Origin of the sequence: Streptomyces albipurpureus, assembly GCF_023701525.1 — a bacterium.
GTDB lineage: Bacteria > Actinomycetota > Actinomycetes > Streptomycetales > Streptomycetaceae > Streptomyces > Streptomyces albipurpureus.
Genome location: NZ_JAMQAW010000010.1, coordinates 1 through 15,395, shown reverse-complemented (window position 1 = coordinate 15,395; position 15,395 = coordinate 1). Strand labels below are relative to the sequence as shown.

At 67.4% G+C, this 15,395-nt stretch carries 16 protein-coding genes; 12 read left to right on the top strand and 4 right to left on the bottom strand.

Going from position 1 to position 15,395, the window contains the following annotated elements; genetic code table 11:
* Window positions 1-50: 50 nt before the first annotated feature.
* From NBG84_RS12155 to NBG84_RS12140, 4 genes are all read left to right on the top strand, one after another.
* Complete coding sequence (locus NBG84_RS12155; protein WP_250919387.1) at window positions 51-377, top strand: hypothetical protein; 327 nt, start codon at window positions 51-53, stop codon at window positions 375-377.
* Between the two features lie 192 nt (window positions 378-569).
* A complete protein-coding gene (locus NBG84_RS12150) occupies window positions 570-938 on the top strand; it encodes a WhiB family transcriptional regulator (RefSeq protein WP_250919386.1) in 369 nt (122 codons plus the stop codon).
* Window positions 935-1,258 carry a hypothetical protein gene (locus NBG84_RS12145; RefSeq protein WP_250919385.1) on the top strand — a complete coding sequence of 108 codons (324 nt, stop codon included), beginning with the start codon at window positions 935-937 and terminating at the stop codon, window positions 1,256-1,258. The genes NBG84_RS12150 and NBG84_RS12145 overlap by 4 nt, the downstream gene beginning before the upstream one ends.
* Window positions 1,259-1,350: 92 nt before the next feature.
* Window positions 1,351-1,557 carry a hypothetical protein gene (locus tag NBG84_RS12140; protein ID WP_250919781.1) on the top strand — a complete coding sequence of 69 codons (207 nt, stop codon included), beginning with the start codon at window positions 1,351-1,353 and terminating at the stop codon, window positions 1,555-1,557.
* Between the two features lie 598 nt (window positions 1,558-2,155).
* Here the strand turns inward: NBG84_RS12140 and NBG84_RS12135 are convergent.
* Entirely contained in the window at window positions 2,156-3,550 is a 1,395-nt protein-coding gene (locus NBG84_RS12135) for an ABC1 kinase family protein (RefSeq protein WP_250919384.1), read from the bottom strand.
* 73 nt (window positions 3,551-3,623) lie between these two features.
* The gene (locus NBG84_RS12130; RefSeq protein ID WP_250919383.1) at window positions 3,624-4,871 is read right to left on the bottom strand and encodes a ThiF family adenylyltransferase; all 1,248 of its coding nucleotides are present in this window, start codon (window positions 4,869-4,871) and stop codon (window positions 3,624-3,626) included.
* A 268-nt stretch (window positions 4,872-5,139) separates the two neighbouring features.
* Between NBG84_RS12130 and NBG84_RS12125 the strand changes: the two genes are divergently transcribed.
* From NBG84_RS12125 to NBG84_RS12110, 4 genes are all read left to right on the top strand, one after another.
* A complete protein-coding gene (locus tag NBG84_RS12125; protein WP_425608621.1) occupies window positions 5,140-5,766 on the top strand; it encodes a M48 metallopeptidase family protein in 627 nt (208 codons plus the stop codon).
* A 289-nt stretch (window positions 5,767-6,055) separates the two neighbouring features.
* Window positions 6,056-7,672 (top strand): TerD family protein, encoded by a 1,617-nt coding sequence (locus NBG84_RS12120; protein WP_250919382.1) that lies wholly within the window; start codon window positions 6,056-6,058, stop codon window positions 7,670-7,672.
* Window positions 7,673-7,686: 14 nt separating this feature from the next.
* Window positions 7,687-8,367, top strand: coding sequence for an AIM24 family protein (locus NBG84_RS12115; protein ID WP_250919381.1), 681 nt, complete (start codon window positions 7,687-7,689; stop codon window positions 8,365-8,367).
* Between the two features lie 17 nt (window positions 8,368-8,384).
* On the top strand, window positions 8,385-9,125 hold the full coding sequence (locus tag NBG84_RS12110; protein ID WP_250919380.1) for an AIM24 family protein: 741 nt from the start codon (window positions 8,385-8,387) through the stop codon (window positions 9,123-9,125).
* Between the two features lie 223 nt (window positions 9,126-9,348).
* On the opposite strand, the gene NBG84_RS12105 is transcribed toward NBG84_RS12110, so the two are convergent.
* Window positions 9,349-9,945, bottom strand: a complete 597-nt coding sequence (locus NBG84_RS12105; RefSeq protein WP_250919379.1) for an NUDIX hydrolase — start codon at window positions 9,943-9,945, stop codon at window positions 9,349-9,351.
* The gene (locus NBG84_RS12100) at window positions 9,942-11,435 is read right to left on the bottom strand and encodes a zinc-dependent metalloprotease (RefSeq protein WP_250919378.1); all 1,494 of its coding nucleotides are present in this window, start codon (window positions 11,433-11,435) and stop codon (window positions 9,942-9,944) included. The genes NBG84_RS12105 and NBG84_RS12100 overlap by 4 nt, the downstream gene beginning before the upstream one ends.
* A 191-nt stretch (window positions 11,436-11,626) precedes the next feature.
* On the opposite strand from NBG84_RS12100, the gene NBG84_RS12095 reads away from it, so the two are divergent.
* From NBG84_RS12095 to NBG84_RS12080, 4 genes are all read left to right on the top strand, one after another.
* On the top strand, window positions 11,627-12,754 hold the full coding sequence (locus NBG84_RS12095; RefSeq protein WP_250919377.1) for an SDR family oxidoreductase: 1,128 nt from the start codon (window positions 11,627-11,629) through the stop codon (window positions 12,752-12,754).
* Window positions 12,755-12,944: 190 nt separating this feature from the next.
* Window positions 12,945-13,403 carry a molybdenum cofactor biosynthesis protein MoaE gene (locus NBG84_RS12090; protein WP_250919376.1) on the top strand — a complete coding sequence of 153 codons (459 nt, stop codon included), beginning with the start codon at window positions 12,945-12,947 and terminating at the stop codon, window positions 13,401-13,403.
* A gap of 423 nt (window positions 13,404-13,826) precedes the next feature.
* On the top strand, window positions 13,827-14,000 hold the full coding sequence (locus NBG84_RS12085; protein WP_250919375.1) for a hypothetical protein: 174 nt from the start codon (window positions 13,827-13,829) through the stop codon (window positions 13,998-14,000).
* A 118-nt stretch (window positions 14,001-14,118) separates the two neighbouring features.
* Window positions 14,119-15,207, top strand: a complete 1,089-nt coding sequence (locus tag NBG84_RS12080; protein ID WP_250919374.1) for a YlbL family protein — start codon at window positions 14,119-14,121, stop codon at window positions 15,205-15,207.
* Window positions 15,208-15,395: the final 188 nt, after the last annotated feature.

Here is a 15,395-nt window from a genome sequence, read left to right as displayed (position 1 = left end):
CAAGCGATCGGCCCCGGCCGGTCCCGAGACGCCGAGAGGAGGCGAGTCCAGTGATCAGCAACAACACCAGCTTCATCAACGCCGTGAAATTGACCGATCGCTCGGTCGTCGTCTCCGCCTGCTCGCTCGGCTTCTCCGCGTCGCCTCTTGGCACCGGTGTGTCCGGCTTCTTCACCGAGATGCCTCTGGCTCCTCTGGGAGGGTTCCCCGTCCTGGAGCCGGTCGAGCGACGGACCAAGGCACTGGAAGCAGGAGTAGCAGCCGCAGAAGCGAAGGCCTATGCCTTCGCAGCAGCCAGTGCCGGCAACCCGAAGCAGACACAGCACCACACGAAGTGGGCCTTCCGCGGGCTCAAACCCTGGAGTCATCCAGCCTGAGGTGATCAGGCCGGCGCCTTCAGGGCCGCGGAACCCCACTCGGGTACCGCGGCCCTTCTGTTTTCCCTCAACCAGGGGAGTCAGAGCGAAGGGGCCTCGGGACAAGTACCACCCGGTACCAGCTCCCCCGCTCCGCGGGGGACCACCAACCGGCCAACAGGCCGGACCGACAAGACGAGGAAAGACACCACCGTGCAACTCGAAGCGCACGCCCCGTCCGTACCGACTTCCGAGACCATCCCCCCGCCTGTCCGCCCGGAGGACTCCACCTTGACCCCGCTCACTGCGCTCACCGCGCTCGATGACGCCATCGAGAACCTCGGCGTACCCGTCCCCTGCCGTTCCTATGACCCTGAGGTCTTCTTCGCCGAGTCGCCGGCCGACGTGGAGTACGCCAAGGCCCTCTGCCGCACCTGCCCGCTCATGGAGGCATGCCTCGCTGGCGCCAAAGAGCGGCGCGAGCCGTGGGGCGTATGGGGCGGAGAGCTCTTCGTCCAGGGTGTGGTCGTGGCCCGCAAGCGGCCCCGTGGCCGTCCGCGCAAGAACCCGGTCTCGGCATGAACGTCATCGGGACCATCGACCGCCCCCTCACGCACGATCCCAAGAAGCAGGCCCCAATGCCCACTTCCACGAGCGAGCCTTCCGGCTCTGCCACCCCAGACGTCAGCACCACCGGCGCGAACGCCTCGCGCCAGAACAGGACCCGCGAGATGCAACTCATCCCAGAAGCGCTGGCTCGTGCACATATGCACGACCGCATGCGCGAGGCGGAGACCGAGCGCAGAGCCGTGCGCCTCATCACCGCCCGGCGTATGCAGCGCCGCGCCGAGCGCGTTTCGATGCGCGCCCGCCGCGCGCTCGCCATGGCCGTCATGAACTGACAACGCACATCAGGCGGGGGCCGGTCCGAACGGACCGGCCCCCGCGGTGCGTTGTCCCCGCAGGTCGCAGCCCGCAGGGTTATTGTCACAAGGTGGACCAGCAGCAGACCCACCACCCGGGGCAGTCGGAAGCCGCTCGCATCAAGTGTTTCCGCTGCGGCAGGGCCGCGCACAGCGAGGGAACACCACTCACCTGGACCTACTCCATGGAGAACGGCGAACGCCGCTACTTCTGCGACAACTGCTCCCGCGCCAACATCCGGGCGATCGAGGGGAGACTCGACTCGGCCTCATGGTGATGGCCGGCCGCCCTTGGGCTCCTGCGCTACCACCGGCCGCGAACACTGGGACATCACGCTGGGCACCGACCAGTTCCTCGGCAGTATCCCGCCCGACCATCGCTCCCATCCGCACCCAAACCCGCCGCTTGCCCGGCGAAGTCCATGGACCGGGACTCTTCCAGCGGATCGTGGACCCAGCAATCGTGGACCCGGCAGAGGTACCCGAGCCCCTCGGCTGCCCCCGTAGCCCCCGGTCCTGACCGGAGCACACCGTCGAGCCGGATGCCGGATGCCGGATGCCGGATGCCGGATACTCGGATACTCGGATGGGCGAGAGACGAGTCAGATGTGAGGTGGGCAAGAGACGAAGCCGAGGGGCTGGCGAAAGCTCCGTCTCTACATCGGGGCCCTCCCCCCTCCCCCTCCCCCCACCCCCGGTATTTTCGTTCTGCTCCGGAGTGGGTCGCTCGCAGGCGTGCCCCACCCAGGTTGAATCCCCAGCCCAGCCCAGCCCTGGCTGTTCAGACCTGACTGATCAGATGCGTCGGTGCGAGGTGGCGGGTCGCCGCCCTGCGCCAGCCTGAACGGTGCTGGCTGGGCAGTCCTCGCCCCTGAGCTAGGCCTCGGACGCGCTGACTGTGCTGGCTGTGCTCTCCAGGTTCTCCGAGTCGGCTTCCTCTTCGTACTCCGGCAGGAAGCCCGGCATCCATGACTCCAGTTCGTCGCGCAGCCGCACGGTGGCGTTGAGCTGACAGAGCACCCCGATAGTGCTGAGCGTCACCCGGTGTATCAGCAGATAGGCGGGTGGCAGGTTCAGTTGCTTGCCGAGTTGGTGGGCGGGAGACCGGATGTCGGCTATCCGAGCTGCCTGGCTACGCATCCAGTGCCGGGTAAAGGTGAACTCCTCCACCTCGGCGGGCTCGATGATCGGCAAGAGGTACTCCAGCACTGCGTCGGGGTCGAGCTCTATCTCCTCCTTGACGAAGCCCTCCTCGCACAGCAGCTCGTAGACCGTCTCTGCCTCACCCTCCAAGGTCATCCGTAGACAGTCACCGATGGTTTGCGGCAGCCCCCCAGGCAGCCGGTCCACGGTGCCAAAGTCCAGCACCCCTAGTCGCCAGCCCGCACCGTCGTCGTCGGGAAGCAGCCGGAAATTCCCCGGATGAGGATCAGCGTGCAGCAGTCCCGTGCGGGCGGGTCCTGAGAACAGGAAGCGTGCGAGCAGCTGACCTGCTCGATTTCGCTGGTCCTCGGTGCCGTCCGCGATCACTTCGGCTAGCGGAATCCCATCGATCCACTCGGTCACCAGCACCTGATCTGACTGATGCACCACATCCGGCACCAGCACATCAGGATCATCCGCGAACTCCGCCGCATGCTCCCGCTGCGCCTGGGCTTCCAGACCGTAGTCCAGTTCCTCCGACACTCGGTCGCGCAGCTCATTGATGAGCGGCTTGAGATCCATCCCTGGGATAAGCGGGCCCAGTAGTTTGGCGAATCGACTGAGCTGGGTCAGATCGGAGAGCAGTGCCTCTCCCGCCCCCGGATACTGCACCTTCACCGCGACTTCGCGCCCGTCGTGCCACACCGCGCGGTGAACCTGTCCGATGGATGCGGCTGCCGACGGTTTGTCCTCGAAGTTCAGGAACAGCTCGCGCCACTCTTCGCCCAACCGCTCGGTCAGCACCTTGTGCACCGTCCGGGTCGGCATGGGGGGAGCGGCGTCTTGGAGCTTGGTCAGCGCGGCGCGGTACGGGCCGGCGATGTCTTCGGGGAGGGCTGACTCGAAGACTGACAGTGCCTGTCCGAACTTCATAGCGCCCCCTTTCAACTCGCCTAGGACCTTGAAGAGTTGGTCAGCCGTGCGTTGTTGGAGCTCTCGGGCAACGATTTCCGCGGACTTGCCACCGATCCGCTTGCCCAGCCCCCATGTGGCACGGCCGGCGAACCCCAATGGCAGTGCGGCCAACTTGGCAGTTCGGGTGACCGCCTTCCGGGGAAGATCAGACATATGCCCCTCCAAATCCCAGACAGTTGCGCCGCATGTGCCATACGGCCCTGACTCCGTTGACTGCGGTACCTACCTAGTGTCTCGTGACTTCGCCCGGAGCCGAGGTGCCCGCCCCCTCGCTTTTCCGTGATGAGCCGCAGCCGCAATCCTTGTGTGGCGTGATCGGTTCGCACCGCCAGGTCAGTGCGGGCAGGGCAACCTCCCAGCGTGCACCAACACTCATGGGGAGATCCCCGTCCAGAAATGACAAGGCATGGGCCGCGGTCAGCCCCGCTACGGTCGTGGCGAGAGAGATGTCACATGCGGGCACAGCAGCGCGTCGGCCGCCGGAGCGCCACTGTGCGAGCAGCCGTGGCCATCCTGGATCCCGATCGGCCCGGCCCCGTTCCAAGCAGCCGGCGCAGGCCGACCCGCCGGGAAGCACCAGCGGCCCGATCACACCCGTCGCCTCCACCACCCCCGCGTAGAGGTGGGGGATGCCGCTCGTGATCCACTGCTGAGCGCTGTCCGGCTCGGGCGCATAAGCCGCCAGGCCGTCACGCGGGCAGATGACGATCAACGTCAAACCGGGTTCCCCGCTGCCCGCCATCCGGTCTCGGATGGGTCCTCCGGCGGGAACCTGTGCCGTCCCGTCCCCGTCGATCGCCGCCGCGCCCTTGTTGTTGACTGGGCTCGGTGACATGTCTGAAGGGGCATGTTTGGTCCGGGCCACGGCGCGGGGAGACCGGAGCGGCGCACAGCGGTGCACTACCTGGCGGACTGCGGAGTCCCGCCGCTCTCCGACGGCCTTCGCCGGCAGGCCGCCCGGTGCCACATCCCACGGCTGCGCGCAGCCTCCGTCGAGGACATCGACTTGTCCCACCCCCGCAGCCGACAGCAGCGCCGCCACCGTCGCCCCCACCCGTCCCGCGCCGCGGACCTGGACGCGCATGGAGTGTCTCGCCGCCAGCTGCCGTATTCCTCCACCCGGCTCTCGATGAACCACCGAGAGTGATGCCAGATCGGGGCGCAGCCGGTCGAGCGCACTGGATTTCCTTCGCAGGGCGTCGGCGGCGACACCGCCCGCGGTCGGATCGTCCAGCAGCCCGGCCTTGCTGAGCCGGTTGACCAGCGCGTCCGTCCGCCCTTCGGGTAGACCCATCGCGCGGGCCTCCGCCCGTAGCAACGGCAGTCCGCGGGTCCCGTCGAACAGCTGGAGCAGTGTGCCGGTGGCGGTGTCCATCGGCCCCACTGCCACCGCGTGTGCGGGCGTCACTCCGAACTGAACGGTCTGTCGCTCTCGCCACGCCCTCCTGAGCGCGGGCTTCACCATGGGATGCATATCGACTTCCCCCGTTGAACATGCGGAACGTGCAGAAGGCACTCATGTGTCACTCGCGTGTCACTGGACTCGACGGGATCACCGACTTGGACTCCCGTCTGATCCTGCGGGTGAACTGTTCTCAGAATGCATGGCTGGGGTGAAGTGGGTGAAAAGTTATCCACAGGCTCGGTGTATTAGTCGTAAAAATAGTGCAGCCATGGAGTGGATCACGCGGAACCGTTCCCGAGGCGGGACTTACCCCGCTGCCAACGGGTAACGTCGTGGCGTGTCCGTCGACCCATCGCCTCGCATCACCGGGGAATCCCTGTCGCACCCTGCGGGAGGTCAACCGAGCGAGGCGGCAGAGCGCCCGCCCCGCGCAACGGGAACGAGTGCGGTCGAGGTCCGTAGGAGCGCGCGGCGGAGTAGGACCGTGTCCGCGTACCGGGAGGGTGACCGGACCATTGTTCTGATCCCCGCACGGATGTCGGAAGCCGAGGAGCGGCGCTGGGTCGGTGTCATGCTCGACAAGCTCGCCGCCCAGGAGAGTAGACGGATCCTCGGTGACGGCGAGTTGACCGAGCGAGCCGAGCGGTTGTCCTCGCAGTACTTCAGCGGGCGGGTGACGCCGACATCGGTGAGGTGGGTGACGAATCAGAACACCCGTTGGGGATCCTGCACCCCCGCCGAGGGCAGTATCCGACTCTCGCACCGTCTTCAGGGGATGCCGGAGTACGTTGTCGACTATGTCCTGGTGCATGAGTTGGCACATCTGCTGGTGCCCGGTCACGGCCCGCGTTTTTGGCGACTGCTGGAGTCCTATCCCCGTACCGAGCGGGCCCGTGGATATCTGGAGGGAGTCATCGCCGCGGAGCGACTGCCGCACCTGCCGGTGACGGACGGGGAACGGTGACCAACAGCCCTTTCGGCGTGAGTCGCGCCTCGCCGTGAGTCGTGCCTCCGCTGCGCGTCGTGCATTCGTGGAGAATCGGCGTTCGAAGGGAAGAGGGAAGAAGGAAGAGGCGTCCGCTTCCCAGCGTCACACAGTGACCCAGAGTTGACCGGAACGTTCGCACGGTGTTCTTCGTTGGGCATCTCGTACCGAATCTGTCCCAATGGATGATCGGGCTTGGCTGAATGTCACATGCGGCTTAGCCTGACGCGACGATTCATATTTCTGGGATGGGGGACGGTCGTTACGCATGGCCAGGGAATTCCAACGCGGCCACAAGGCCAAGATCAGTGATCTCACTCCGGGAACGGATCTGTACGTAGGCGTGCAGATCGCGGCTCCTGGTCTGTCCTTCGACATCAGCTGCTTCGGGCTCGACGCCAACGAACAGCTCTCGGACGACCGGTACTTCATCTTCTTCAACCAACCGAAGTCGCCTGAGGAGTCCATTCAGCAGCTCGGCGCCCAGGCGGGTGACACGGAGTCGTTCCGAGTCACTCTGGACCGCATTCCTGCGAACATCCACAAGCTGTCCTTCACCGCCACCATCGATGGTGCCGGCCAGATGTCCCAGATCGGCCCCGGATACATCCGTATCGTCGCCGGTGGCGAAGAAGTCGTCCGCTACCCCTTCAACGGGGCGGAGTTCACCACCGAGCGGGCGGTGATGCTCGGTGACTTCTACCTGAAGGACGTCTGGCGCTTCGCCGCCATCGGTCAGGGCTTCGACGGTGGATTGGACGCCCTCCTGCGTAACTTCGGCGGTGAGGTCGCTGATGACCAGCCCGCCGCACAGGCCGCTCCGCAGCCACCCCAGCCGACGCCCTCCTTCGCGCCGCCGGCCCAAGCCGCAGCGCCCCCGGCTCCCCAGCCCGCGCCCTCGTTCGGGGCCCCGGCCGCCCCAGCCGCCTCGGTGGCGCAGGCGCCTGTGCCCGCGCCCGCGCCCGCACCACAGCAGTACGCGGCGCCCGCCATCGGGACCCCACCGGGTACTGCTGTTCCGCCCCAGTCAGCGCCCGCCTACGGGCAGCCGCAGCCGCAGTTCGGCCAGGTCCCCGGTCAGCCTCAAGGTCAGTTCCCGGGCCAGGCCATGCCGCCAGGCGCGCCTGCTCCCTATGGCCAACCTGCGCCTGCTCCCTATGGCCAACCCGCGCAGGCCCCCTACGGACAGCCAGTCGGCGCCCCCCAAGGGATGCCACAGGCGGGTCCCGGTCTCCAGGCGGCGCTCCAGCCATACCGAGAGACCCCCACTGGCCTTCGCTGGACGCCACAGAACCAGCATCTGATGCGGGTCGAGCTCGCGTTGGGCGGTGGCGGTGTTCTCGCCCGGCAGGGCAGCATGGTGATGTACCAGGGCAAGGTCGACTTCAGCAGCAAGAGCGCGGGCTTCGTCGGTCGTAAGCTCGGCAACGCCACTGGCCAGGAGATGCAGCTGATGCGCTGCACCGGCCGGGGCCAGGTCTTCCTCGCCGAGGACGCCGCTCATCTGCACCCCATTGAGCTCCAGGGAGACGGCATCTGTGTCTCCGCGGAGAATGTCCTCGCGTTCGACGAGGACCTCCAGTACGAGATCCGCCGTATCGAGGGACACGGCATTCCCGGCGGCGCGCTGTTCACCATGCAGTTCACCGGCACCGGCACCGTCGTGGTCAAGACGCAGGGCATTCCCGTCGTCCTGCCCGTCACACCGTCCACCTACGCCGACTCCAACGCGATCGTCGCCTGGTCGTCCGCGGCCCAAGTGATCATCGCGACCCAGGTTCGGCTACGCCGCAACGCCTACCCCGGCCACAGCGGTGAGGCGGTCAACCTCCAGTTCCGGGGTGCACCCGGCAACTTCATCGTCGTCCAGCCCTACGAGGTCTGAGGGAGCCCGAAGAAATGAACCAGCAACTCGCGGGCTTCGCCCCGACCCCCATCACGACCCGGATGGAGAACCACGGCCGGACCATGCTCAAGGTCGCCATGGCCACCGGGCAGGACCTCTTCGCTCGCACCGGTTCCATGGTGTCGTACGAGGGCTTCATCCAGTACGAACCGAATCCGCCGGCCGCCCGCCAGGCCGCCGCCCAGTGGGCGACGGGCGAGGGCGCACCCATCATGAAGTGCGCCGGCGACGGGCTCCTCTACCTCGCCGACTACGGCGCCGATGTGCTGGTGATCAACCTCAACAACGAGTCCATCTCGGTCAACGGCACCAACATCCTCGCCTTCGACGCCCATCTCACCTGGGGCGTGGAGAAGGTCAAGGGCCTGGCCAAGCTCGCCGGTCAGGGCCTGTGGAATGTGGAGATCGCGGGCACCGGATGGGTCGCCGTCACCTCCCGCGGTACGCCGATCGTCGTCGACTGCGGACGCGGCGAGGACGAGACCTATGTCGACCCGGACGCCCTCGTCGCCTGGTCGCCCAACCTCAAAGTGAAGGGCAAGCGAAGCTTCAAGGCCTCGTCCCTCATCGGGCGGGGCAGCGGCGAGGCCTTCCAGATGGCCTTCTCCGGACAGGGCATCGTCGTCGTACAGCCGAATGAGGACAGCACCGACCGTCTGCGTCTTCGGGGCTGAGGGGGAACGGGAACACCATGCAGAGCCCACTTTTCAACCATGGGGAGCAGCAGACCCAGGAGCGCTATGCCCTCCAGAACCCACAGCTGCTCCGGGTCGCGCTCACCGGCCATGAGGACATCCTCGCCCGCAAGGGCGCGATGGTCGCCTATCAGGGGACGGTCGACTTCGACGGCGAGTACCAGTCCAGCAGCCATCGCAGCACCAGTGAACGTACCGGCGAGGGCCTCGATCTGATGCGCTGCTCGGGCCAGGGCACGGTCTACTTGGCCAATCTCGCGCAGTACGTCCATGTCGTCGATGTCGACCAGGAGGGGCTGACCGTCGACAGCGCCTATGTCCTGGCACTTGATTCCGCGCTGCACACCGAGGTCATTGCGGTGGACAGCCAGTATGGAATCTCCGGCTCGGGAAAGTACCAACTCAACATCACCGGCCGCGGCAAGGTCGCTCTGATGACCTCAGGCCAGCCGCTGATGATGCAGGTCACACCCGAGAAGTACGTCAGCGTGGACGCCGATGCGATCGTCGCCTGGTCCACCCAACTGCGGGTGCAGATGCAGGCCCAGACGCACTCTTCGAACATCTTGCGGCGCCGGGGCAGCACCGGCGAGGGCTGGGAGTTGAGCTTCGCCGGCCAGGGATTCGCGCTGGTGCAGCCCAGCGAGGTCATGCCCCCGCAGAACGCTGAGATCGGCGAGGGGCTGCGCGGTCAGTTCGGCAACAGCGGCCAGAACCAGAACAACGCCTGGAGCTGAGTGACACCGGCAGCGTGTGAGATCTCATGAACGCGGACCACTGAACAACCAGTGCTTCGGCGCTCAAGGGCTGCCAAAAGCGTACCGGCGCGAATGGGACACCTGCGGAGCAAAGTAGCGCGGGGGGACTGTTAAAGCGCTGGGACGGCCACTGGGCCGTACAGCCGTTGTGGGTGAGGGGCGGTCTCTCCGATCCGGGAGGCCGCCCCTCACCCATGCGGCGTTACAGGACCCTTCGGGTGTTCTCCAGAAGGCGCACGACCGATTCATCCGCCACGTCCGGCACCTCGTCATAGGCGAACCAGCGCAGGTCGAGGGACTCCTCGCTGATCTCGGCGACGGCACCGGACGGCGCCAGCGCCGCGTACTGCACATCGAGGTGCCAGTTGCACGGGGCGGGGATCGGATGCCGGTCAAGCCGCACCGGCTCACCGGAGCGCAGCAGCGTCAAGCCGCTGATGCCCGACTCCTCGGTGGCCTCACGCAAGGCGGCCCGCGCGACCGTGGAGTCCCCCTGCTCGCAGTGGCCACCCATTTGGAGCCATATGCCGAGCTTTCTGTGCAACGTCAGCAGCACCCGCCCCTGCTCCGGGTCGATGACCAGCGCGCTGGCGGTCAGATGACCCGACTCACAGGACTTCCACATGCCGTCGGGGTGCATCGCCAGATGATCAAGGTAGAACTGCCGCAGTTCTTCCTGCCCCTGAGAGCCCTGATCCCCGGGATTCCGGGCGCCCCCGGAATCCCGCTCCCGAGGATCCTGATCATCGAAGCCCTTGAGGTCCTTCAAGACCAGTACGGCGTCGTCGTAGAGACTCACTGACCCGATCCGCCCTTGCCGCCCTCGTCGTCTGCCGCGTCGTCGTCCCCCGGCTCCTGTGCGCCCTTGGCCTTCTGCGGGCCGTCCTGGGTGCCGTCGGTGGACTTCCCCGCCCCGTCCTGGGAAGCCGCCTCGCCGAGCATCTTGTCCAGCTCCGAGAAGTCCATCTGCTCACGGTGGACGAAGCCGTCCGGGTCGTCCAGATCGGTGGCCGTGGGCAACATGTCCGGGTGCTCCCACAGGGCGTCGCGCCCGTCCACGCCCCGGGCGTCGGTGAGCGAGGCCCACAGCCGAGCGGCGTCCCGCAACCGTCGCGGACGCAGCTGAAGGCCGATCAAGGTCGCGAACGTCTGCTCGGCGGGACCGCCGGACGCCCGCCGCCTGCGCAGGGTCTCCCGCAGCGCACCGGCCGACGTCAACCGGGACGAGGCGGCCTCGTGCACCACCGCGTCCACCCAGCCCTCGACCAGCGCCAACGCGGTCTCCAGCCGGGCCAGCGCCGCCTTCTGCTGGGGAGTGTCCTCCGGCTGGAACATGCCCTGCTGAAGGGCCTCCTGCAACTGCTCGGGGTGCGTCGGGTCAAACTGTCCGACCACGTCCTCCAGCTTGGTCGTGTCCACCTTGATCCCGCGCGCGTATCCCTCGACGGCGCCGAACAGATGAGAGCGCAGCCACGGCACATGGGCGAAGAGCCGCTGGTGGGCGGCCTCCCGTAGTGCCAGGTACAGCCGAACCTCGTCCTTGGGCACCCCCAGGTCCTTACCGAGCGCCTCGACGTTCAGCGGGAGGAGCGCGGCCTTGCCGGCGGGGCCGAGCGGCAGACCGATGTCGGTCGAGCCGACGACCTCACCCGCCAGCACACCCACGGCCTGTCCGATCTGCTGACCGAACATCGCTCCGCCCATGGAGCGCATCATGCCGAGCAGCGGGCCCGCCATGGCCTGCATCTCCTCTGGCAGCACACCGCCCATGGCCACTCCGACCCGCTCGGCGACCGGGTCGACCAGCTGCTTCCAGGCGGGAAGGGTCGCCTCGACCCACTCGGCGCGGCTCCACGCCACCGCGGTGCTCGCACCGGACGGCAGGGAGGTCGCCCCGTCCAGCCAGACATCGGCCAACCGCAGCGCCTCCTCGACCGCGGTACGGTCGGCGGGGCCCACACTCTCGTCCTTGGTACCGTCTGCCGTACCTTGGGAAACCGTCTGGCGGGCGATCTGCTTGGCCATGTCCCAATTGACCGGGCCGCCCTCATAGCTCAGCATCTGGCCGAGCTGCTGGAAGGCGGCACCCAGGTCATTGGGGTTGAGTGAACCGAACATGGCGGCGAAGGGATTGTCCGAGCCGCCACCCCCGGCGTCGAATCCGAAGGGATTCATGGGGGATGGGCCGCCGGCGCCGTGGCCACCGCCGGAGGGATCGTTCTTCTTGCCCTTGTCGCCGTCCTCCGGCTCCTCTGGCGGAAGGCCGAATCCGAATGGGGTGTCACTCACGGGTTTCCTCGGCTCGTAGGGCCGCCGGCTCCTGCCGACGGCGAATGCCCAGTGTTCACCACCCAGCGTAGACAGCCAGGCCCGTGAATGGGCTCGGTGCTTCACTGACGCGTGGCCTGGGGCAGGATGGACGCCACCTGTACATACGTGTCATTCGCTTACGTACTGAAGACAACCGCTGGAGACACCTGGTGAGTTCCCCAGATCCGCAGGTTCGCGGAGCGCGAAACCGCTCAACCCCGACCCCGGGCGAGGGGCCATCGGGTCGTGGCCCCATCGTCGCGATCACTGGCGCCGCCACGGGCATCGGTGAACTGCTCGCCCGGCAGCTGGCCGCGTCCGACGAGGTCAAGCAGGTCATCGCGATCGACGAGCGCCGTGGCGAGGTCTCTGAGGCGCAATGGCATATTTTGGATGTCCGTGATCCGGCCATCGCGGAGAAGCTGCGAGGGGCCGACGTCGTCGTGCACCTGGCGCTTGACCTCGACCTGGAGACCGACTCCGCGGCACGTACTGCGTACAACGTACGCGGGACGCAGACCGTGCTGACGGCGGCTGCCGCGGCGGGGGTGCACCGGGTCGTCCTGTGCACCTCGGCCATGGTCTACGGAGCGCTCCCGGACAATGACATCCCGCTCTCCGAGGACGCCGAGCTCCGCGCCACCGCCGAGGCGACGGGCGTCGGGGATCTCCTGGAGATCGAACGCCTCGCCCGGCGAGCACCCCGCGCTCATCCCGGGCTCAACGTCACGGTGGTCCGGCCGACCGTCCTGGTGGGCGGCACGGACACCGCGCTCACCCGCTACTTCGAGTCGCCCCGGCTGCTTGTCGTTGCCGGATCACGTCCCACCTGGCAGTTCTGCCATGTCGAGGACCTGGTGAGCGCTCTGGAGTACGCCGCTCTGGAGAAGGTCGAGGGTGAGCTCGCCGTCGGTTGTGACGGCTGGCTCGAACAGGAGGACGTCGAGGAACTGAGCGGCATCCGACGGATGGAACTGCCGTCCGCCGTCGCACTCGGTGCCGCCGCCAGACTCCACCGGATCGGACTGACGCCCTCCCCGGCCGGAGACCTGGCGTACACGATGCACCCCTGGGTCGTCAGTGTGAGCCGCCTCCATGACGCCGGCTGGCGCCCGCGCTGGACGAACGAGGAGGTCCTCGCCGCACTCCTCGACGAGGTGGAGGGCCGCCACACGGTCGCGGGTCGCCGCCTCGGCCGCAAGGACGCGACCGCGGCAGGGGCTGCCGGAGCGACGGTCGCCCTGCTCGGTACGGCCGCACTGGTGCGGCGTGCCCGAAAGGCACGGCGACGCATCTAGCGGGCCGAGAGGACTCCACCGCACCGGTCGCCCGCAGGGATGTGCGCCGTAGCCGCCCGACCGGGGGGATATGTCCCCAGCGTGGCGCCGGCGTGCGGCCGATGCCGGTTCCCCGTCGACGAGGCGGCCGCACCCGGCCCCGGAAGGCCGGGGGCGCTCGGTTGTCGGCGGCGTACGGCACGATGAGTCCATGGCCAATACGTACGACCACCCTGGTGAGCGGGCGGCTGATGACCCCGTTCGGCTCATCGCGGTCCGCGACACACCGCTCTCCGTCGATGAGGTCTTCGCCGCTGTCGCTGACAGAGCGGCGGGCGGCATCGCGCTGTTCGTCGGCACCGTGCGTGATCACGACGGCGGTGCGGACGTCGACGAGCTCGGCTATTCCTGCCACCCCTCGGCGGAGGCCGAGATGCGCCGAGTGGCCGAGAAGATCACCGCGGAGTTCCCGGTACGGGCCCTGGCGGCGGTCCATCGCACAGGCGATCTACAGATCGGGGACCTCGCGGTGGTCGTCGCGGTGGCCTGCGCACACCGCGCGGAAGCCTTCACCGCCTGCCGCAAGCTGATCGACGACCTCAAACGAGACGTCCCCATCTGGAAGCACCAGAAATTCTCCAACGGCACCGAAGGGTGGGTCGGCGCGTAGCGCCGCCATTTTGAGGGTGGTGGTCGGGTGACGGGTGGGCGCGTAGCGCTGTCATTCGGGTGCGGCGCCGTCCCTGGAGGGGTGGGTGTCGCGCTGGGGTTGCGGGGCGGGAGCGCGGGTGCCGGGCCTTCGGTGTGGGGCGCCGCTTGGCCGGGTCCAGTACGGTTGCTGTATCCGGGGGCGGTTGACGGCGGTCGCGTAGGTGTGACGTCGTGCGCGCTCGGGCGGCAGGGGATGTCGGGAGCCTTGACGGGTTCGCGATGCGGGCCTGCGGACGACTTGCGGGTGGGACGGCGACTGAAACCCGTATGACACCCAAGCGCCCCGATTTGCGTAACCGTCCCCCTGCCATGAGCGTTGAACTTGCAGATGGCTAATCTGCTGATCACTCGGTTGCGTTGCTCATGGGGTAGGGAGGTCGCGATGGCAGCACTCGCCTGGTTGTTGATTCCGCTTTTCGCTGTTGTCGGTGCTGCGATATGGGGCGGCTGGGCCTCCCGGAACCGCACCACCGGTGATGTGGCCGAACTGGCCGGATACGCGCGCTTCCGGGACGCGATGGAGAAGGCTGATACCGGCAGCGGCCCCGCGCAGTGACGGCGTTCATGCCTCGGTGAGGAACCCTCCGTCCGCCGGTCCCTGACCTCGATGGGCGTGCCACGGAGGGGTTGGTCCCCGACAGTGCATTGACAGTCAAGTCCCGTACTGTCGTTCCATGCCACGCCGCACTGCGACGATGCTCGCCTCGACTCTTCTCTTTATCGCGCTGCTCTGCGCAGGGGTGCTCATCCCCGTCCCGTATGCGGAGATGTCTCCCGGGCCGACGGTCAACACTCTGGGCGATGTGGGCGGCGAGCCGGTTCTTGACATCGATGGCCGCAAGACCTATCCCGCGACCGGTCATCTCAATATGACGACCGTCCGGGTCACCAGCGCCGACTACCGGATGAACATCGTCGAGACGGTCTACGGCTGGCTGGCCCATGACAATGTGGTCGTTCCGCACGACACGCTCTACCCGGACGGGAAGACCGAGGAGCAGTCGACGCAGGAGAACGCCGAGGAGTTCACCCAGTCGCAGGAGAGCGCGAAGGTGGCCGCGCTGGACCAGTTGAGGATCCCGGTCCAGGCGCGCGTCATCGTCGCCACGGTCCGCAAGGACTCTCCAGCGGAGAACCGGTTGCACGCCGGTGATGTGATCCGTGCCGTTGACGGTACGGAGGTCAAGAAGCCGGACGACGTCGCCAGGCTGGTCACCCAGCACAAGCCCGGTGACCAGGTCGTCTTCACGATCGTGCCGACGAAGGAAGCGGTGGCCGCCGAGAAGGCGGGCAAGGAGCCGACGAAGACCGAGAAGGTCACGATCAAGACGGTGGCGGCGGACTCCGGCGGCCGTGCGATCGTCGGCATCGAGGCCGGTACCGATCACACGTTTCCGTTCACCATCGACATCAACCTCGCCGATGTGGGAGGGCCCAGCGCCGGGCTGATGTTCGCACTGGGCATCGTCGACAAGCTGACCCCGGGCAATCTGACCGGTGGGAAGTTCGTGGCGGGGACCGGGACCATCGACGACGACGGCAAAGTCGGCCCGATCGGCGGTATCGAGATGAAGCTGGTGGGCGCCAGGAAGGCCGGGGCGGAGTTCTTCCTCACCCCGAGCGATAACTGCGCCACCGCGGTATCAGACATTCCGGATGGGCTGACGCTGGTGCGGGTGAAGACCATCGCCGATGCGACCCAGTCCCTGGGGAAGATCAAGGCCGGGAAGACAGCCGATCTCCCCAGCTGCTCCACCAGCTGACCCCCAGCCGCAGGCCCCCGCACCACCGACGGCTGACAGCGCGGCACACCTCCCCGCACCGCACCACGTTCCGTGCTGGTGATCAGCGGTGTTCCACCACTGGTTCGGTACGGAAATGCCCCCGCGAACCGCCGGGGATGCGCCGGAAGACCTGAGGGCCCCGGTGGGGTCGGTAGCGGACCGACCCC

Bases quoted from the DNA above. Each gene is read 5' to 3' on its own strand.
- NBG84_RS12145 (WP_250919385.1), top strand. From the start codon at position 935: ATGAACGTCATCGGGACCATCGACCGCCCCCTCACGCACGATCCCAAG.
- NBG84_RS12085 (WP_250919375.1), top strand. From the start codon at position 13,827: ATGGCAGCACTCGCCTGGTTGTTGATTCCGCTTTTCGCTGTTGTCGGT.
- NBG84_RS12115 (WP_250919381.1), top strand. From the start codon at position 7,687: ATGAACCAGCAACTCGCGGGCTTCGCCCCGACCCCCATCACGACCCGG.
- NBG84_RS12135 (WP_250919384.1), bottom strand. From the start codon at position 3,550: ATGTCTGATCTTCCCCGGAAGGCGGTCACCCGAACTGCCAAGTTGGCC.
- NBG84_RS12090 (WP_250919376.1), top strand. From the start codon at position 12,945: ATGGCCAATACGTACGACCACCCTGGTGAGCGGGCGGCTGATGACCCC.
- NBG84_RS12120 (WP_250919382.1), top strand. From the start codon at position 6,056: ATGGCCAGGGAATTCCAACGCGGCCACAAGGCCAAGATCAGTGATCTC.
- NBG84_RS12110 (WP_250919380.1), top strand. From the start codon at position 8,385: ATGCAGAGCCCACTTTTCAACCATGGGGAGCAGCAGACCCAGGAGCGC.
- NBG84_RS12080 (WP_250919374.1), top strand. From the start codon at position 14,119: ATGCCACGCCGCACTGCGACGATGCTCGCCTCGACTCTTCTCTTTATC.
- NBG84_RS12130 (WP_250919383.1), bottom strand. From the start codon at position 4,871: ATGCATCCCATGGTGAAGCCCGCGCTCAGGAGGGCGTGGCGAGAGCGA.